The sequence below is a fragment of the Bythopirellula sp. genome (assembly GCF_041737835.1).
GTDB lineage: Bacteria > Planctomycetota > Planctomycetia > Pirellulales > Lacipirellulaceae > Bythopirellula.
In genome coordinates, this window is record NZ_JBGSQY010000051.1 from 1 (window position 1) to 19,497 (window position 19,497).

Genomic DNA, 19,497 nt, shown 5'->3' on the forward strand with positions numbered 1-19,497 from the left:
AGGGCATGTAACCACGCGTTACTCTCCCTTCCGCCGCTGTCCACCCCGAAGGGCTTCTCGCACGACTTGCATGCCTAATCCACGCCGCCAACGTTCATTCTGAGCCAGGATCAAACCCTTCAATTTTATATGCTTTAAACACCCAAGCCGAAGCTTGAATGCCTGTAAACAGTTTCAACCGAAAAATCTAATTGCTCTGGTCGGGTGCTCGGTAAAACACCCTATTTGCAATTCGCCATTTTTGCTTCAATTCACTCCGCTCGAAAGCTTCGCAAATCGAGGCTAAACGACCTCGCAATGCTGAACTCAACAGAAGTTTCATCACCAAATTGTCAAATATCAGTTAGCCTTAGGTCTCGTTCAGGCACTTCGTTTGCGAGCAAACTAAGTGTCCGGCGAGTTGTCTCAGGCAGGTCCCGTAGTATCGGGTTCGCAGGTCACTTCGTCAACCGCTCTTGCCAAAACTTCTTGAAAAACTTTTGGTTCGATCCGTTGACTTTTGCGTTTCACTCGGGTGAGTGGCACGCGTTCGGTAACAGCGAGGCGGAAAGATATAGGCACTCGGTCGTGCTCGCAAGAGCCTTTCGCAAGTTTCTTCAATTTCTTTTTTCTTACCGCTGTTTTTGGCTGTGAACACGTCATTCAACGCTTGTCTGTGAGCCTTGAACTCGTTTGCATCCTGAGTGTTTCGGTTGCTTTGAACGGTTTTCGTGATGGAAATCTGGATGAACCCGAGTTTCGGCATGTTCGGCACAGCTGTCTTTGGCTCGCTGACGGCGGGGGGTACCTGGAAGGGATTGGCTGAGCAAATGCGACTTGCTGGCCCGATGAAGTTCGATGACTGGGCACTAGTGGTTGGTCTCCCGGGGCTGTTTTGCAGCGGAAACTGTTATTTGGTCTAGCCTTTTGGTTTTTGTTGACATGACTCGAGCCTCCAACGATTCCAACGATTCGAGATTGCGGGAGTCATCCAAGGGCTCTTCAGTCGATCATCAACTCGATGCACTCATATCGAGAATCCAGTCATTAAGTGCTGGTGATCCGAGTTCACGGGCGTCGGATGATGCAAATCGCCCAAGACAACAGCCAAGGCCAGCATCCGGCAGCACGCCTCCGGGCTACGCCAGAGAGGTGAGTCAATCCTTTCAAGCGGAGGCAGTTGAAGTTGAGCCTCGCGAACGAAGGGATGCATCAGAACACGATTTGGCTAGCCGCGGTTCTGCGGGCAGACCAATGGCTCCATCCACGAACGAACCCAATCGCAACCCAGCACCGGCATCAATTCCGAGTTTGTTGCGAGCTACGCCAAAGAGCGAGCCCTCTCAAGGGCAGGTCGTCATGGCTCGCGGATTTACGCCTTGCCGTGATGAGCCTTGGCGACCGTCGGAGCCTGAGACCCTGCATTCCGCAAGGATCAATGAGACGATTCTGGAGGCGATTATTTATCGGGCGTTGCTTAATTCAGGCGAAATGGAGGGGCGTGCGGTCAGCGAGCAGATCAAACTGCCTTTCCGAATCGTTGAGCCTTTGCTTTCTCGGCTCAAGATGGAGCAGAATGTTGCTTACAAGAATTCGACGGCGACGAATGATTACGTTTATATCTTGACGGAAGCAGGCCGAGCGATCGCTCGCAATCACAATCAGGACTCGACGTATTTTGGTGCCTGTCCGGTTCGTTTGCAGGATTACATCCAAAGTGTCAAATTGCAAACGATTGAGGGGCAGTACCCCAAGAAAGTCGATCTGCAGAACGCTTTCAAGGATTTGTTGATCAATCCGCAAATGCTTCAACGTTTGGGTCCCGCAGTGGCCAGCGGTCGCGGAATGTTCTTGTTCGGATACCCAGGAAACGGCAAAACCTCCATTGCTGAGCGGGTGACGGGGGCTTTTGGTAAGTACATTTGGATCCCACGGAGTATCGACATTGACGGCGATATTCTCCGCGTTTTCGATCCCATGAATCATGAGTTGTCCATGCCCGATGCGTCGGTGGGGATTCTTGATGTCGTTGATTACGATCGGCGCTGGGTGCGTATAAAACGCCCCACGATTGTCGCTGGCGGCGAGTTGACGATGGATATGCTCGAGGTTCGCCAGAACTCGCAGAGCGGAATCAGCGAGTCACCGCTTCAGATGAAGAGCAATTGCGGAACACTTGTAATCGACGACTTTGGTCGCCAGAAAATGAGCGTCGACCAATTGCTCAATCGTTGGATCGTGCCGCTTGAAAAGCGATTTGATTATCTCAACATGGCCAGCGGCAAAAAGATCCAAGTGCCGTTCGACCAGCTCGTGATCTTTAGCACGAATCTTGAGCCGAAAGACCTGGTGGACGACGCGTTCTTACGACGTATTCCCTACAAGATCGAAGTTCCTAATCCGCCGGAAGCAGACTTTCGACGACTCTTTGAAATCATGTGTAAGGTGACGAAGATTCCGTACAATGCGGACGCGATTGACTACGTCATTAAGACGCATTACTTGCCGGTCAATCGTCCGTTTCGTAACTGCCAGCCTCGTGACTTATTGCTTCAAGTTCGCAATTTCTGTCTCTATAACGACTTGGAAGTCGAGCTCAAGAATGAATATTTCGACTTCGCTTGCGATAACTATTTCTCCGTGATGTAGTCGCTCACTGGTCGTGGTTTTGAGGCCAGTTGCGAGAACTATCGCTGGAAAAGCTCGCTTGTAACGATCGATTCGATCAGCTCAGCGGTGGTATAATCCTTGGCTTGAGCGTTCGTCAAAATTGCATCCACGGCGCCGCGGTCGAGCGGTTCGATCCGACGACCAAGCGCGTAGGTGAGTAAACGCTCCGTAAACGTTCTCGCAAAGAAGTACTTTCGATCGAGCAACTTTTGTTTCAACTCGGCGGGGCCGGCGAACTGTTCCCCACCAGGCAAAGTGCCCGACGTATCGATCGGGATCTTTTGTTTCTCGTCATAGAACTTGCGTGACTGGCCGATGGGATCGAATCCTTCCAGTGCAAAGCCAAGCGGGTCGATGCGTCGATGGCATTGGAAACACGCTTCGTCTTCGCGATGTTTCGTGAGTTGGTCTCGTATCGAAGAGGCTCCGCGAGTGTCAGGATCGATAGCGGGGACATTGTCCGGTGGTGGTGGCGTGGGTGTGCCGAGAATGTTCTCCAAGAGCCAAACGCCTCGAACGACCGGCGACGTTTCGATTCCATTCGCAGAGACCGTGAGAATGCTGGCTTGTCCAAGCAGACCTCCGCGATTGGGGTCGTCAAAAGTCACACGGCGAAACTCGTTTGCCGTATCCACCGGGACTTTGTCGACGATGTCATACAGCTTTGCGAGGTCTCGGTTGATGAAAGAGTGGTTTCCAGCGAGCATTTCAACGATGGAGCCATCGCGGTCGATCAGGTCTCGCAAGAACATTTGTGTTTCGGTCTTGGCGTCCGTTTCCAGGCCCGCGGCGTAGTAGAACCAGAACTCGCTGGGATCCGGTGGCATTGTTCCGACGTCTCGTAACGAGAGCCAGCTATCCAGAAAGTCTGCAACGAATGCGTCAGATGCTGGGCTCGCAAGCAAACGCCTTGTTTGGCGACTCAGTATCGCGGGATCCGATAACTCACCACGGTCGGCGCACTGACGCAATTCATCGTCTGGCATCGTGGACGTCAAGAAATATGACAGTCGTTCGGCCAGGGCGTAGTCGGTGGTGGCGGTGGTCTCATTCGCTGGTGATGGAGGTTCTTTGAAATACAGAAACGCCGGCGAGCACAAAGTTGCCTTGAGAGTGTCTTTGAACGACTGAAACGGACTTTTGTCATCGGCAAGTCGTGATTGATAAAACGCCATTAAGGATTGGACTTCTTCGACGCTTGCACTGCGGCGATAGGACCGAGACGCGAATTTTTCGATGAGCGATGGGGCGTTGGCTTCATGGAAGTCTGGGCTGCCTAAAATCGCTTGTTGGCTTTTTGTTGGCCATTCCGCGTCGACAGGTCCACGAATTTGGACTTCATCAATACGAATTTGTGGCATTTGCCCATGCTGGATGACTGCGACTCGCTGCTTCGCAATCCCCTGATCACCCTGAACGGACTTTGGCAGAGTGTCTTGGTGGTAGCGATAGACTTTGCCAAATGAGCTGCGGACGTCGTGTATTCCGTTTTCGAACGTGAAGCGAGGCGAGAATCCGCGGTCCAGCGGCACGCGAAATGTGTACCACCGGAACTCGTCGTCTGCGATCACTGCTTCAGCAAGTTTGGGTTGGATTGGCTGCACATGAACCATGTCGCCGATCGCGGTGTTACCGGGGCGAATGCCCATGCGAAAGGGTTCGTCGAGATCGATGCGGACGGCCTTGTTGCTGTATGGCGTATCGCGGTGCATGGCTTTCGCATGCACGCGGATTTCGTAGATTCCATCGACAGGCACACCCGAACGAAACTCGCCTAAGTGGCCGTAGGCGCCCTCCGGTTTATCGTTGAACGGATGGTCGTAAAGGCAGATGAATCGATTGCCAAACGATTTGCTATGGGCTGTCGCGAGTTCCGGCTGCTGGTAAAAGTTTTTGTTAAAAATCCATTCTCTCTGTTCAGGCCGTTCCATTACGGCGAGTGACTTTTCCACGCAAAGATCGGCGGCTTCGAGGTAGTTTTCTAAAAGATGTCCCGAAGTAATCAGTGCATCGCCAACGTTATCAAAGTTGGCTGAGAGGTTGTCGCCCGGAAACTCGATGGTGGGATCGAACATCGTCATGTCGATCGCAAGCAAATCACCGATCGTCCGACGATACTCCCGTTTGGAAAGTCGACGAAGGACGGTGCGTCCGCCTGTGCTCGTTGTGGCCTGGCGCATCGCGTCTAGCCGGGTCGTCAGGGCTTTGATTGCCGTTAATCGCTCTTTCGAAGTCGGCTGGCTCGCGTCCTCCGGCGGCATCGTTGCCAGAGTCAGTTGGTCAATGATGTCTTGTAGAAGGATCTGATTGTCAAGGCTTGGGGCTTCGAGATCCAAGCTTTCGAACTCTCGTTCGCCTGACGGATCGTCGGCGGTGTGGCATTGGATACAGTAGTTCTCGATCATGCTTGCCAAAGACTGTAGTTCGCCAGTGGCTTCCTCTTTCGCCAAGACAGCAGTCGCGAATGCGGTGAACGCGATGTAGGAGGTTGCAAGGACGATGGTTCGGACGATCCGGGGACATCCAAGAAGGTTCATCACGTCAAGCCTCGCAGTGTCCCCGTGGCTACACCGAACTGGTCGGTTTCGGCCCCGAAGTTTTGCAGTATCGAGACAAATAGGTTCGACAGTGGCGGTCGGTTTCGATCGCTTGGGTCGTAGGAAAGTAGGCGACCGTGGCGGAAACCACCACCCGCGAGCACAATCGGCAGGTTATTGTTCGTGTGTGAATTGGCGTTCCCCATGCCGCTGCCAAAGAGCACCGAGGTCTGGTCGAGCAGCGAACCGCTCTCGTCTTTGGTTTCAATGAGCTTTCCAACAAACCTCGCGAATTGCTCCACTTGGTATTGTTCGATTTTGATCAGTGCATCGATGTTATCTTGGCGTTGGCCGTGGTGTGAAAGACTGTGATAGCCACCGCGAATGCCAAGATCGCTCGGTTCAAAGTCGCCACCGATTTCGAGCGTCGCTATCCGTGTCGAGTCCGTTTGAAGAGCCAGTGCAATCAAGTCATAGAGCAACGGGAGGTCTTCGACCATGTTGCGATTTTTGGGTGTTGGGAACGGCGCATCTGGTTTGGGTATGTCGACCCAGTTACCTCGTAATTCGAGTCGCTTCTCAACATCGCGGACCGAGGTCATGTATTCGTCAAGCTTGTCCTTGTCTCGTTGATTGAGTTTTTTCTTTAGGTTGTTTGCGTCGCCTTGCACTAAGTCGAGGATCGATGTCTGCATCCGGAATCTATCTTTTTCCGCATCTCGGTGTTTTTCATCCGTGCTTTCAAACAGCTTTTTAAAGAGTTGTTGTGGGCCTGTGATTGGTGGGACTCGCGTGCCGCTACGAGTCCAAGACAATTGGCAACCGCCGTGGATTCCGGATTCACTACCGATTGTCAATGTTGGAAAACGAGTTTGGCCCGGTATGAACTCAGCGGCAAATTGGTCGAGCGTTACATTTGCCGTCGGCATGGATTTCGCATCGATTTGCCGTACACCCGACAGGAAGGCGTGGATGGCGAAGTGACCTCCTTTGAGGCCATGGTCGAGTCCGGAAACAACCGTCATCCGGTCCAGCAATGGTTCCAGCGAAGCCGTCGTTTCGCCCAGTTTGAATTGCCCCAGCGCTGACTCTCGCAAATCGGCTCGCGGCCCCGATGGCATGGCTGTGTGATCAGTTTTCGGCCAAAATGCCTCGGGATAAAAACCAAGCATGTTGCCAATGCAAACCATGCGTTTCTTGGGTGCTATCGCGTTTGGCTCGGCGGATCGTCCCAAGGAGGCAAAAAAAGGTAACCCCATGGAAACGCCGGCGGCTTGTAAGAAATGCCGTCGTTGAGCGGGTGAGTTCAGCATAATGCGAAATGGTTTGAGTCGAACGAAGTGACGGTCGGAGCCTTGGAAACCACAGCGTTCGAGTTAAGAGGAGAATGCTAGGTTTCCGAGCGGCATTTTAGCATAAACGCTCGGAAACTAGGGGGCTCGATTTCTGCATGTATGCACGCGTCGCCTGGCTCAATTTCATTTCGCTCCTGGGTTTCATTCAGGCTTGCTGATGCCAAGCGATGCCAAGCGATGCCAAGCGTCTCAAGGGAGGCGAAAAAGGAGTTTGAAGAGCTGTTAGCTCACTAAGGCTCGAATTTTGATAAACTCACAACCAGGAGTCATTCACCAACTCTGGTTGACCAGTTGTATGAATTTTAGAGCACCCAAAACGATGGTCTGTCAACTGGCCATCGTCTTTTTATTGCTTGGCATAGGTCAGTCCCGAACTGGCACGGCAGAAGAATCCACCACGCAACAATTCCGGCGGGCAAAGAATGCAGGTCTCGCATTAAAATTTGACAAGCAATCGACTGAGCTTCAACTCGCCCCTTCCGCCCAACTTGAGCCACCTGAATTGACAATCGAGCTCTGGGCCAAACTTGAACGTGGTCAGCCAGAACACGCCCAATTTATTCGCAAGCTTGCAAGTTGGGAGAAGCCAGGTCTAACTTTTGCTGCCAGTCAGTCAGGATATAACTGCGTTCAATTTCGTTGGTGGGATCAGTCCTTACAAACCCTCCCCGACTCACTGTTGGCTACGTGGTATTACGACCATTGGCATCATTTCGCAGCTGTCTACTCGAGAAGTTATCGTGCGCTCTACATTGATGGTAGAAAAGTGGCCAAACTGCCGAATGAGCCAAAGACTGCATTGCAGCACGATCACTCAGTGCCTTGGAGAATTGGGGCCGAAGGGTTATTAGGTGAAATAGACGAACTGCGGTTGTGGAGCGAAGCTCTCACCGAAAAAACCTTGCAGCAGAATCTGTATCGTACTCTCAAAGGGAATGAAAAGAACCTCGTTGGCTATTGGCGCTTTGATGAACCAGACGCCAACGACCTTTCGCCATCAAACTATGTTTGGCAAGACATTTCCAATCTGAGCGACCGTTTGGTCGAATCGTCTGCTCCGTTGCATACGCCTCGTTTTGTCCACGAGCATCGTCTTCGCTCACGTAAAATAATTTCTGGTCGCGAGGAAGTAGAAGCCGTTGCCAGCAAATTGCCGCCACTTAATGCCACTATTTATCGATTTGCAACGTCGCTGGCCAACGAGCCCTTCGGGAGTGGCGACTGTTGGAACTTTGTGAATCATGCCATGCATCTGGCAGGCGCGCGTGGGCGCGACGTTTATGTTTTTGGTGAATCGGTCAGTCGCGAAGATGCCATCCCGGGTGATCTCGTTCAATTCGAAAAATTCTCATCACCTTCCTTCAGTAGCAATCGTCACAGTGCGATACTCTGGCGGAATCACGGGGACGGAAAAATTACTGTAGCGCATCAGAATGCGCCACCTCATGGGATGAAAGTTGGCCTTTGGGAGATTGATACAAACAACGGCCAAGGCGAGGTTTATTTTTATCGCCCAACAAAATAACCAAGATTGCAGTTTCGCACCACACATGCTTACATCGAGGCTGGAGCGCGATACAATACGCTCTTCATCTCCGCCAGTAATCCGCAGGAGCCCTCGCCATGTCCACTGCCCAAGCCTGGGTTGCCCCCGCCGCTAAAGAAAAGTTTCTCCGCCAGGAAATTGATCTTGGTCAGCTCGCTCCAGACGACGTGGAAGTCGCCGTCGAGCATTGCGGCCTTTGCCACTCCGACCTTTCTGTATGGCACAACGATTGGGGCGGTTCGACTTACCCGGCGGTCCTGGGGCATGAAGTCATCGGCCGGGTTACCGCGGTTGGTTCAGCCGCCAAAGGACTTCAAGTGGGCCAACGCGTCGGCGTCGGCTGGACGGCAGGCAGCTGCATGTGTTGTCGCCAATGCCTTTCCGGCGATCAACATTTGTGCGCGCAAGCCATCCCGACCATCATCAAACATCTTGGCGGTTTCGCGAATGTGGTTCGCTCGCATTGGGCCTGGGCAGTGCCACTTCCCGAAAACATCAACGCCGCCGACTCCGGTCCCCTGCTCTGCGGTGGGATCACGGTATTTAATCCACTCGCCATGCATGCCAAGCCCACTGACCGCGTGGGTATTGTCGGCATCGGCGGCTTGGGGCACATGGGGGTGAAATTCGCCGCGGCGTATGGCTGCGACGTAACGGCTTTCACATCGAGCGAAAGCAAATTTGAGGAAGCCAAAGGCTTCGGTGCCCATCATGTTGTTTCCAGTCGCGATTCCGCAGCCATCGCGAAACTCGCTGGTTCGCTGGATATGCTGATCGTGACCGTGAATGTCCCGCTCGACTGGAATGCTCTAATCGGTTCCCTAGCGCCAAATGGTCGGATGCACGTGGTCGGTGCGGTGATGGAGCCGATTCCAGTTGTCGCGATGTCGCTCATCATGGGCCAAAAGAGCGTGTCGGGTTCCCCCACGGGTTCGCCCATCGATATGCGCACGATGCTCGAGTTCGCCGCGCGGCATAATGTGACGCCCCAGACCGAGCATTACCCCATGAGCCAGATCAACGAAGCCTTCGCACGACTCGAAGCGGGCAAGGCTCGTTATCGCATCGTGCTCGACGCTGACTTTTAACCTCTTACCCAGGTCCCACGGTGTTGAAAACATCGCTGACCCACCATTCGATGTAGCCATCGATGATCGGCACGGGGTGAAAAACTAGCATAGGGTAATACAACCACATCACGCCGTAAAAGCCGTCCCAGCGCGTGGCTTCGCGCAAGCGAAAGGCGATTCCCAGCACCGGCCCTATGCTGAGCAAATAGAGGAAAACGACAACGGTGATGATTATCACTCTGCGCCGCCACCGGCTGGGCGTAGGCGCATGAGAATACCGATCTTCTGGCATTGTTTGCATCAGCTACCCCCCAAACCGCCCCGCCCCTAAAAACTCCACTGCCAGCTCCGTCCCCCCTGCGAGCGCCATATCCGCGAGCGCCTTACCCAACACCGGTACAAACTTGAAGCCATGCCCCGACAATCCCGCGGCGAAGACGACGTTCGGCTCACTAGCATGTCTATCCACAATGAAATTCTCGTCGGGTGACATTGTGTAGAGACAGGTCTGGTGCTCTGCTAACCCGTTAGTAACTTCCGGCAAGTGTGTCTGAATAAAATTCTGCACGCGCTCGGCGTCGTAGGGATCAATCTCGCGGTTGTATTGCAGTGGATCAGGGATTGTTTGCCCGCCAGAGTGTTCCGCGACTTTCAATCGCCCTTCGATCTCAGGAAATCCATAAAACACGCCGTGCGGCAGTTCATATAAATAGCAAGGCACCTTGGCATACGGTTGCCTCGCCGCGTACCAAAAGACGCTCTTCCGCCGCACTTCGAGTTGTAAGTTGAGATCACCGAGCAAACTCTCAGCCCACGCCCCCGCAGTAATGATGAGTTTCTCGGCAATGATCGTTCCCTGAGTGGTGTGCAAATGTATGGGCGTCCCCGGTTCCCAATCCAAGACTTCACATGGCGCTGCAATGGTCGCTCCTGCTTGCTTCGCTGCTTCCAGATAGCTGGCCACGCATTCTTCAACTAACAAGTATCCGGCGCGCGGTTCGAGCACAGCAGTCAATTGCTTTGGTACGCGCAACGCTGGCCACTTGGCTTCGACCTCTATTGCCAAATATTGTTCGACACTGAGGCCATGTTCCTTAGCAGCCTGAAGAACGCCGGGGACCACTTGCCCATTTTCGGGTCCGACCTGCAATAGTCCCGACTCAAAAAAAAGTTGCTTGCCGGAGTGGCTTTCCAGTTCACTCCACAGCTTGTAGCTTTCCAGCAACAGAGGCGTGTAGCGCGGATCTTCGAAGTAGGCTTGGCGGATGATTCGCGTCTGGCCATGCGAACTTCCTCGGTTGTGCGGCGCGATAAACCGGTCAATGCCGATTGTGCGGGCCCCAGCCGAGGCCGCCTGCATTAAAGCGGCACTGCCAACGCCACCTGTTCCCAAAACAACCACGTCGTAGTTGGCCATTTTTAAGCTTTGATCCGATTACCATTCGGGGAAATGCCACAATCCACACATCTATTATGGTGGGTACTCCACACTCGTGAGATAGGTTTTGATATCGAATCAAAATTTCTCGTCGCTGCAATCTTATTTGTGCATCAAGGATCAGGCCACCGATGGAAGCCGTGCTCGAAAACACGGATGTTGGCTCATTACCGCTCATCGAGTGCGTAAATTGCGTCAAAACGTTGCCCTTGCGCATTTCGCGTGACTTGGAGCAATCGTCCGTTTGGATCTGCGCGGGTTGCGGTGTCTCATTTGTCGGTCTGGCTCACCCGGGATTGCTCGAGCGGCAAGGCCGTTTGATCCGCCTGCACGATCAATATTTCGATGACACGACGCTTCCCGATATTCCGGTACATATTCGCCGACACATTGCCTCGCTCGCGACGCGGAGTGCTCTACCCGCGCATCTGGAAAAGCGACGCTCGGAGCGGGTCTACAGCGCGATGGTCATTCAAGCCATCGAAATGGATCGCAACTTTGTCCTCCAAAACAAAGTGATGAAAGTGATCCTTACGGACATTTCGCGCGACGGCGTCGGGCTCGCGATTCCTCAAACATTGTCGCACAATCTGTTGGCCCTAAAATTTCCAGCGGCCAGCGGTAGCGCGATCCAAGCGATTGTTAGCGTTGCACGGCAACGCGACTTGTCTCCCCCGTTTATCGAATTCGGTTGCGAGTTCGTCGCGCGGTTGGGCAACTAGCGTCGATTCGTCAGCGTCACGACTTCACGCGGCGCGGGTCCAATATATTCGGCAAGCGGACGAACCAAGCGGTTGTCGGCCAGTTGCTCGGACACGTGCGAAACCCAACCCGCCGTGCGAGCCATCACGAAAATCGGCGTGAAAAGATCGATTTCAAAGCCCATCAAAAAGTAAGCAGGTCCCGCTGGGTAATCCAAGTTGGGATAGATTTTCTTTTGAGCAACCATGTGCTCTTCGAGGATATTGGAAATCTCGACCCACTTCTGTTCGCTTTTGAGCTCGGCCATTTGGTCGCGGAATTTGGTCATTGTGGGGACGCGTGAATCGCCCAACCGATAGATACGGTGCCCAAAGCCCATTACCTTTTCTTTGTTTGCCAGTTTCTTGTCGAGCCATTCCTTAGCTTTATCCGGTGAGCCGATTTCTTGCAGCATGTACATCACTTCTTCGTTCGCGCCACCATGCAGCGGCCCCTTGAGTGTTGCAATCGCTCCGGTGATTGCTCCGCACAAATCGGCGAGCGTCGACACGACGACCCGTGCCGCAAACGTCGAAGCGTTGAAACTATGCTCCGCGTACATCGTGAGTGAACCATCAAACGCCTTCACCACGACCGGATCCGGAACTTCGCCAAAGCACATGTGGAAGAAGTTGGCCGCTATCGACAAATCTTGCCGCGGAGCGATCGCCGGTTTGCCGTGACGCATCCGCTGAAACGCGGCGATCGCCGTGGGAATTTTGGCCAACAGCAACACGCCCTTCGCGAGTGCAGACTCGGCGGTTTCGTCGCCAGCGAACTCGGCTTCCATCCCCAGATAACTGACCGCCGTGCGGATCGCGTCCATGGGATGGCCCTTGCGGGGAAAACGCTCGATGACTTCGACCAAGGGGGCACTGAGCTCGCGGGCAGCACGTTCTTTCTTTTCAAATTCTTCAAGCTGCTTCTGTGTCGGCAGTTCGCCGTGCATCAACAGATAGGCCGTCTCTTCAAAACGGCAATTCTCAGCCAATTGCTGCGCTGGATAGCCACGGTAATAGAGCGCCTTTTCCGTGGCGATCACGTTGGAAATCGCCGACGTATCGAAGACAATCCCTTCTAGGCCCTTCTTGGCAACAAATTTATCGTAATCAGTCATGAGATTGTCCCGCCGTTACAGTTTGAAATTAAAAAGCTCTTTATCAATGGCTGCGTATTTTTCGTAACCAAGTAGTTCGTAAAGCCGCGCGCGAGTTTGCATCTTGGGCACAAGGGATTCTTGAGTTCCCTCGTCGGCAATGACGCGTAAACCATCTTCAACGGCTTTCATCGCCAGCCGCAATGTGGTGACCGGGTAGATGACCAAATTGTAACCCAATTCGGTCAGTTGCTTGGTGTTCAAGAGCGACGATTTCCCGAACTCCGTCATATTGGCCATCAACGGCACGTCGATCGCTTGCCGGAACGCCGCGAATTCATTTTCATCAGCGAGTGCCTCGGGAAAAATCATTTCCGCGCCTGCGGCGACATAACGGTGTGCCCTATCTATGGCGGCGTTGAGGCCATCGACACCGCGAGCGTCGGTGCGCGCAATGATCAAAAAGTTGGGATCAGTTTTCGCGTCCACGGCGGCTTTAATCTTTCGCACCATGTCGTCGACGCCGATCAATTGTTTGCCATCCAAATGTCCGCAACGCTTGGGGAACAATTGATCTTCCAAATGGCAACCAGCCAGTCCCGCTTGCTCCATCGTTCGCACGGTGCGAGTGACATTCGCGGGTTCGCCAAAACCCGTATCGATATCCACCAGCGTGGGCAGATTCACCGACCGTGTGATAGCCTCCGCGCGTGCGGACACTTCAGTAAGGGTCGTTAAACCAATATCAGGAAGTCCCAAGTCGGCCGACAACGCAGCGCCGGAAATGTAGACCCCTTCAAATTGCAATTCGGCGATCAACATTGCCACCAGCGGCGAAAACGCACCGGGAAAGCGCAGGAGCCTGCCACTCGCCAGTTCACTACGAAACTGCTGACGGCGTTCGGCGGCATTAACGACTTCATTCATCAGAATATCCCCGCCGTGTTGCGCTCAGTCGAATCGACAGATCCTGCGGGGAGTTGCACGTTGAGCATGCCGATTTCCGCCGCCGTTAAATTGTTCAAGCGCTCACACAATCCGAAAAAGCGTTCCTGCTCGGTGGCTTCCACCAAACCGGCTGTAATCGTGCTGAACTTATTCTTGTAGTCGGCCCGTGCAAATGGCCGAGCACCAAAGGAATGGGCATTCGCTACCGCGAGCTCGTCGCTCAGCTTCTCGCCGTTCTTGAACTCGATCACCACGCGCCCGCCAAACGCCTTCTTAGCGGGATCAGCTGTGTGATAGCGCTCGGTCCATTCGGGATCTTCGACGGTTTCAATCTTCCGCCATAACGCCACCGTGGCTGGCTGGCTCGCTCGCTCCGGCGTGTAACTATCCACATGATGCCAACGCCCATCTTCGAGTGCCACCGCAAAGATATACATGATGCTGTGGTCCAGCGTTTCACGCGAGGCCGTCGGATCGAACTTCTGCGGATCGCCCGAGCCGGTGCCAATCACATAATGGGTGTGATGGCTGGTGTAGATCGTGACTCGCTCGATATCGTTGATGCTTTTGATCTGTTCGCGCATTTTGAAAGCCAGATCAATCAACGCCTGCGATTGATATTCGGCGGAATGTTCTTTCGTATAGGACTGCAAAATTGCTCGTCGCGGCTCGCCCGGTTCTACTAATGGCACTATATATTCGCTTTTCGGTCCATCGAGCATGTAAGCCAACACGCTGTCTTCGCCTTCGTATATCGGCGAAGGACTTCGTTCCCCGCGCATCGCACGGTCGACCGCCTCGATGGCCAGCTTTCCTGCATGGGCCGGGGCGTAGGCCTTCCAGCTGGAAATCTCACCCTTCCGCGATTGGCGCGTTGTGAACGACACATGCACCGCCTGTTGAATTGCTTGATAGACCACTTCCGTGGGGAGCTTGAGCATCGCCCCAATCCCCGCAGCCTGGGCGGGGCACAAATGGGCGATGTGATCTTTCTTGTGCTTGTGCAAGCAAATGCCGGTCACGAGCGACATCTGCACTTCGTAACCAACCACCGCGCCGCGCACGAAATCCGCGCCCGAACAACCCAGCTGCTGTGCCACCGCGAGAATCGGCGGAATATTGTCGGCCGGGTGGGAATAGTCCGCGGCCAAGTACGTGTCGTGCATATCGAGTTCGCGCACCGCCGTGCCGTTGGCCCAGGCGGCCCACTCGGCATCAAACCGCTTGCCGTTATTGATTCCAAACAGCGTCGCCCCCGCTTCACGAGGATGAGCCAGCGCCTGCTCACGCGCGGTTCTCACCGGCTGCCGATTGATAGCAGCCACCGCCACGGCGGCGTTGTCGATCACACGATTGGCCACCATCTCAGCCACCTCCGGTTCGACCGGCACGGGATCGGTGGCCAACTCGGCCAATTTCCAGGCGAGTTGCTCTTCGCGCGGTGGCGTGGCGGCGGACGGAAAAACTCGAACGGTATGCTGCTTCATCGTAGATTGGGTAAGGTGCCGAGAATGAAAGATTTCTATTTTGCACAACCTGCCCACTCTATGCGAGGGCACAGCTATCACAACTTGCCAAAAGTAAACCCGTGTTGTGGTAATCTCGGTAATTCGGTACGTTGCCAGCCGCTCTAGCATTCGCCGACCTCCACTCCGCCGGGGTCAGCGACGCGCGACCACTTAGGGTCCGCGACGATTGCTTATTTCAAGGAAGAACCCATGAGAATCGCCCAGCTAAGCCTCGCAGGACGAGGGGCCTGGCCCGACCTGCATATCGAGCAGCTTGATCCCCAGCTTAACGTATTTTTTGGTAAGCCCGCCGCAGGCAAAAGCACGGTGGCTCAGCTTGCCAATCACCTGATCTACGGAAAATCGCACAGCCCCTGGCGGCAGCAGTTCGGCCAGACCGTTCCGCTGACCGAAGGCCGATTGGTCGTGGAAAGTTCCCGCGGCAATTTTGTGCTGCGCCGGCACTTGGACACCGACCGCACGAGCCGCCTGACCGTGGCTGCCGTGGGTGGTGGCGCTGTTGATAGCCGCACGGTGCAGCAACTGCTGGCTGATCTTACGCCGCAAGTGATCGCCCAATTGATGGCAGTCGACTTCGCCGAGGCTCCATCGGTCGATTGGTTGTTGAAAAAAGATTTCACCCGTGAGCTCGCCAAGAATCATGGCAAGCATTTGAATTCCCGCGCGGGGAATTACTGCACCGTGGGTCAAGAAATCGAACCCACGAATTCGCTCGATCGCCGCCGCGTGGACGAGCTTATCCGCCAGCGCGATGCGATCGCCGAAGCGATTGAAAAGCAATTGGGGATCCGCCGCCAAGAAGGCAGCGTGCTCTCCAATGAACTCGCCGACATCGAACATTTGCTCGAATCCAAACGCCGCGAACTCGAAGCCGTGCAAGCTGACTTGCGGGTCGTGGTTGGCGAAATTGCCGAGTGCGAAACACGCCTTCGCTATGTGTCGCTCGAAACGGCGGTCACTCGGCAAGCCAAAGATCACAACCTGCAGGCCAAACGCCAAGAACTCACGCAGCTGGAAAGCGAAATCACGCGCTGCCGACAAGCTCTCAATGATTTGCAAGCTCGTGAAGCGGTGGTCCGCGCGGAATTGGCACAAATTGCCCCCGACGGCACGGCCGACCGCGTGAGTTATCTGACCGATAGCCGCACGACGCTCAATGTTCTCGAAAAACTCGTGGCGGACCTCGACGCTGAAGTCGCCCTGCTCGCCCGTGCGCATGAACCGGGTCGCTGCTTGGGCCACGATTCGCATGCCAAGTTGTCCCCCGTCGCCGCGATGCTTCGCCAACAGGTCTATACGCTATGCGGATTGGTGACCGAACAAGAACGCTATAACCGCCGGCAACAACTCAACATCGAATCACGCCAAGTTTCACGGGCCCAACTCGATTTGAGCGAACGCCTGGAACACTTGCTCTCCCGGCGCGAATCGTTGGTGAACGAATTGAATTCGGTGGGGCAACCCGTTCTCTTGCGGCCACAATCCCCGGCCGTCGAGCATTGCCAATGCGATCATCACACCGAATTTGTCAGCCATGCCGATCCTTTGCTGGTTGGCTACGGCACGCGTCATCCGCAAGAAGCCGAATTACGTGCTCAGTATCAACACTTGTTGCAGCGGCAGGAAACTTTACAGACTGCGGCCGATGCACTTGCCAATGATCTGGCCGATTTGGAAACCCGCTGGAACGATGTTCAGCGCGAACGCGCGGGCCTCGTCGGCAATGCCAGTCTCGAAGAGCAACGGTTCGAACTAGAGCGGTTGGAAATCAAGATTCGCGAAGCGCTCAAGCCAGCGACTCAAACTGTTCCAACACAACAAGCCACTTGGCGGGCTTCCGATATTCTCGCGCAACTTACCGCTGGTAAGCTCGTGCAAATTCGTTTGGAGCGTGATGGCCGTCATCCTGTGGTGATCGATCATCTCGGCCAAGCCTTCGAACTGGGTTCGCTGAGCACCGCCGCACACGACCAATTGTATCTGTCACTCACGCTTGCGCTCGTTTCTTCGTTCGCTCGCCGTTGCGTGCATCTGCCGTTGATTCTCGACGAACCATTCCTCCGCCAGGATGCCAGCGGCAGCGCTGCCCTGGCAGGCGTGCTTGACGAATTCGCCCGCGCTGGGCATCAAATTCTCGTCTTCACGGAAGATATGGATGCACTGCGACGATTTGAATCGCTCAATTCGACGATCCACGATCTCGCTCGCCTCCGCCGTCAGGCGACTCCTGAACCGGCCCCAGAAGTAGCGACCGCGGAAACCACGCTCACTCGCTTAGTCCGTGAAACGGAAGACGGGAGAATTACTCCCATCCTGCAATTCCGCGATCCTGGCGTGAATCCAGAACATCACTTTTACTTGACCGAGGAAAGTTCCCTGGCGGAATTCCCCGTCCTGGGCAGCGGCACAACGGACGCCTTTGCAAAAATTCAAATTGTCGAAGTCGGACAGCTCATTGCCGCAGACCCTGCGGTTGTGGCCGCACAATTGAACCGCACTTCCGTCACTGCGGAAACCGTTGCCTTGTGGCAATCGCATATGCGGCTCATGTGCGCTGTGCCGGGGCTTACACTTAACGACGCGCAAGTGCTCACGGCCTGTGGGATTCGCAGTTTTGCTGAATTGCGCAAGGCCGTGCCTATCGAACTCGAAGCCACGATTCGCGAATTCTTGCGCAGCGATCGCGGGCAACGTTTTGCCAATGCGATTGGCCGATTCAACGCATCGCAGATCCGCGAATGGGTTCATCTCGGCACACATACCATCAAACCAAGTCAGTCTCCGGTACGAAACACGAAAACGCCAACTCCGAAGGCACCGAAACTCCGAACAATCGCACCCGCTGATCGTGAACCACAATTTCACTTGAGCCTTCACAGCGAAATCGAAGCGGCCCCTTCGATTGGCCCTCAAGCCGCCAAGCATTTCAATGCCGTGGGGATTCGCACGGTCGCGGATTTGTTAAATGCCAATGCCGCGTCCGTGGCGGCGGAACTGGGACAGCATCATATCACGGCTCACACGATTGCCGATTGGCAAATGCAGGCACGGCTCGTCTGCCAAATCCCCGAGCTCCGTGGTTATGGGGCGCAGCTTCTGGTGGCTTGTGGCTTCACGTCGCCAGAGCAAATCGCCGGCACGCGTGTGGCTGACTTGATTCGCAAGATTCAAGCGTTCTGCCAATCGAAGCAAGGACAGCGGATCTTGCGAAACAGCGAAGTTCCTTCGCCCGCGAAGATCAAGCGGTGGATTCAAAACGCGGCCCAGCGTCGTCCTCTCGAAGCGGCCTAACGAAGCCGACGGCCTGACAGTAGCAACACACTTGCCAGCAACAGAATCGTGCTTGGCTCGGGCACGGCCACGGCTGCAGTGAGTGGTCCTGGCCCCGTGTAGGCCCGCTGCCAGAACAGAAAATCTCGGCCATCGCTGTCGCCGTCGTTATCAGTATCGCCGTTGGGATTCACGCCGTAGGCGCTTTGCCAGATCAACAGATCGGCACTATCCACATCACCGTCTTCATTGAAATCGGCCGGATTGAAGACGGGTGTCGGGGTGATGGTCGTGTAACCGATGTCGCGCAAGAAGGCCAAATCGAGCGCCGTGAGCGATTTACGAGAGCCTTGCGTGAGTGTGGGGTCCATCACCGCTTCCTGGGCCGCACCATCGGAAATACGAGTGCTCATCACTCCTGAAGCGATGTGGTCGCCCGCGCCGTTGATAAGCCCCGCCCCGCTCCCCTGCAAGGCGATCACATTCGAGCCGGTCCAACTGGTTCCCGACAGTTTCGAGTCCCACGTATCCGAAGCGCCAATGCCGATGGCATGCATCATTTCATGCAGCGCGACGGAGTAAAGATCGTTCTTACCGGTAGCGACGGGAGTCGTATGGTCAAAATGCCAATAGGCATTAAGTTGGGAATCGCTATCTTTTGCGCCATTATTGTTGCCGTCCCAATCCAGACTCAAAAATCCATGGCTGATTGTGTAAGGCATAGCGATGATTGCATTGTTGCTACCGTAACTTCCTGATCCTTCGGCAACGCCGATTACTGGTCCACCACCACGGCGATAAGCAGTTTCTGACAGATCTTCTGCCTCCGCAACCGCCGCGACCCATTGATTTGGGCTACCACCTGCCGTGAATTGGTCGAGATCGAGCGAGACTCCTCCAGGTCCACCCAAGCCAAGAGTAGTCCCAAGGATACTTCGAGCTCCCACGTGCATGGTCACGGTATTAGCAGCAATTGTCGCTGTCGGTACAAACACATTGTTAGAAGACGTCGAAGGATCGAGATAATAAAACTCCCACCCTAAAGTAGCGGTTGTACCACTTACTGAACCCGTATAGGCATCCGTCGTGATTGCTGACAGATTTGAGGTAATCGCTGCGGAAAGATCAGCCGCTGCGGCATTGATGGCAGCTTTAGCGGTGGCTTCATATCCCTGAAACATATTACTGGCTGGATAGACTACATTGATATTGATCGCCGAAGCAGCCTGGGCCGCAGCCAACAACAAAAGAAATGCAGCACAACCCGGCAATACAAATCTTCGCCTCATACTTTGACTCCCTGAAGTCGAAATCTGTC

At 54.5% G+C, this 19,497-nt stretch carries 14 protein-coding genes and 1 rRNA gene; 6 read left to right on the plus strand and 9 right to left on the minus strand.

What is annotated here, in order from left to right; genetic code table 11:
- Window positions 1-126, minus strand: a 16S ribosomal RNA gene (locus tag AC6T8Q_RS16330); the annotation flags it as partial.
- A 599-nt stretch (window positions 127-725) separates the two neighbouring features.
- On the opposite strand from AC6T8Q_RS16330, the gene AC6T8Q_RS16335 reads away from it, so the two are divergent.
- On the plus strand, window positions 726-902 hold the full coding sequence (locus tag AC6T8Q_RS16335; protein ID WP_500680101.1) for a hypothetical protein: 177 nt from the start codon (window positions 726-728) through the stop codon (window positions 900-902).
- A gap of 436 nt (window positions 903-1,338) precedes the next feature.
- Window positions 1,339-2,628, plus strand: a complete 1,290-nt coding sequence (locus tag AC6T8Q_RS16340) for a DUF8689 domain-containing protein (protein WP_500680102.1) — start codon at window positions 1,339-1,341, stop codon at window positions 2,626-2,628.
- A gap of 38 nt (window positions 2,629-2,666) precedes the next feature.
- Here AC6T8Q_RS16340 and AC6T8Q_RS16345 read toward each other — a convergent pair whose 3' ends face one another.
- Complete coding sequence (locus AC6T8Q_RS16345) at window positions 2,667-5,186, minus strand: DUF1592 domain-containing protein (RefSeq protein WP_500680103.1); 2,520 nt, start codon at window positions 5,184-5,186, stop codon at window positions 2,667-2,669.
- Window positions 5,186-6,499, minus strand: a complete 1,314-nt coding sequence (locus AC6T8Q_RS16350) for a DUF1552 domain-containing protein (protein WP_500680104.1) — start codon at window positions 6,497-6,499, stop codon at window positions 5,186-5,188. Before AC6T8Q_RS16350 ends, AC6T8Q_RS16345 begins: the two co-directional genes overlap by 1 nt.
- Window positions 6,500-6,860: 361 nt before the next feature.
- Here AC6T8Q_RS16350 and AC6T8Q_RS16355 point away from each other — a divergent pair, with 361 nt between their 5' ends.
- Together AC6T8Q_RS16355 and ahr are read left to right on the plus strand one after the other, a co-directional pair.
- Window positions 6,861-8,066, plus strand: a complete 1,206-nt coding sequence (locus AC6T8Q_RS16355) for a LamG domain-containing protein (protein WP_500680105.1) — start codon at window positions 6,861-6,863, stop codon at window positions 8,064-8,066.
- A gap of 98 nt (window positions 8,067-8,164) precedes the next feature.
- Window positions 8,165-9,175: an NADPH-dependent aldehyde reductase Ahr gene (ahr, locus tag AC6T8Q_RS16360; RefSeq protein ID WP_500680106.1), complete on the plus strand. Its 1,011-nt coding sequence runs from the start codon at window positions 8,165-8,167 to the stop codon at window positions 9,173-9,175.
- 4 nt (window positions 9,176-9,179) lie between these two features.
- Here ahr and AC6T8Q_RS16365 read toward each other — a convergent pair whose 3' ends face one another.
- Together AC6T8Q_RS16365 and solA are read right to left on the minus strand one after the other, a co-directional pair.
- The gene (locus AC6T8Q_RS16365) at window positions 9,180-9,395 is read right to left on the minus strand and encodes a hypothetical protein (protein ID WP_500680107.1); all 216 of its coding nucleotides are present in this window, start codon (window positions 9,393-9,395) and stop codon (window positions 9,180-9,182) included.
- A gap of 66 nt (window positions 9,396-9,461) precedes the next feature.
- Entirely contained in the window at window positions 9,462-10,574 is a 1,113-nt protein-coding gene (solA, locus tag AC6T8Q_RS16370; protein ID WP_500680108.1) for an N-methyl-L-tryptophan oxidase, read from the minus strand.
- Between the two features lie 152 nt (window positions 10,575-10,726).
- Between solA and AC6T8Q_RS16375 the strand changes: the two genes are divergently transcribed.
- Complete coding sequence (locus tag AC6T8Q_RS16375; protein WP_500680109.1) at window positions 10,727-11,317, plus strand: hypothetical protein; 591 nt, start codon at window positions 10,727-10,729, stop codon at window positions 11,315-11,317.
- Here AC6T8Q_RS16375 and AC6T8Q_RS16380 read toward each other — a convergent pair.
- From AC6T8Q_RS16380 to AC6T8Q_RS16390, 3 genes are read right to left on the minus strand one after another with little or no spacing between them, the layout of a single operon-like run.
- Complete coding sequence (locus AC6T8Q_RS16380; RefSeq protein WP_500680110.1) at window positions 11,314-12,453, minus strand: bifunctional 2-methylcitrate synthase/citrate synthase; 1,140 nt, start codon at window positions 12,451-12,453, stop codon at window positions 11,314-11,316. The two genes, AC6T8Q_RS16375 and AC6T8Q_RS16380, sit on opposite strands and share 4 nt — an antisense overlap.
- A gap of 15 nt (window positions 12,454-12,468) precedes the next feature.
- Window positions 12,469-13,359 carry a methylisocitrate lyase gene (gene prpB / locus AC6T8Q_RS16385; protein ID WP_500680111.1) on the minus strand — a complete coding sequence of 297 codons (891 nt, stop codon included), beginning with the start codon at window positions 13,357-13,359 and terminating at the stop codon, window positions 12,469-12,471.
- On the minus strand, window positions 13,359-14,867 hold the full coding sequence (locus AC6T8Q_RS16390) for an MmgE/PrpD family protein (protein WP_500680112.1): 1,509 nt from the start codon (window positions 14,865-14,867) through the stop codon (window positions 13,359-13,361). Before AC6T8Q_RS16390 ends, prpB begins: the two co-directional genes overlap by 1 nt.
- Window positions 14,868-15,098: 231 nt before the next feature.
- Here AC6T8Q_RS16390 and AC6T8Q_RS16395 point away from each other — a divergent pair, with 231 nt between their 5' ends.
- Window positions 15,099-18,200, plus strand: coding sequence for a DUF4332 domain-containing protein (locus tag AC6T8Q_RS16395; RefSeq protein WP_500680113.1), 3,102 nt, complete (start codon window positions 15,099-15,101; stop codon window positions 18,198-18,200).
- Here AC6T8Q_RS16395 and AC6T8Q_RS16400 read toward each other — a convergent pair.
- Complete coding sequence (locus tag AC6T8Q_RS16400; RefSeq protein WP_500680114.1) at window positions 18,197-19,468, minus strand: PEP-CTERM sorting domain-containing protein; 1,272 nt, start codon at window positions 19,466-19,468, stop codon at window positions 18,197-18,199. The two genes, AC6T8Q_RS16395 and AC6T8Q_RS16400, sit on opposite strands and share 4 nt — an antisense overlap.
- Window positions 19,469-19,497: the final 29 nt, after the last annotated feature.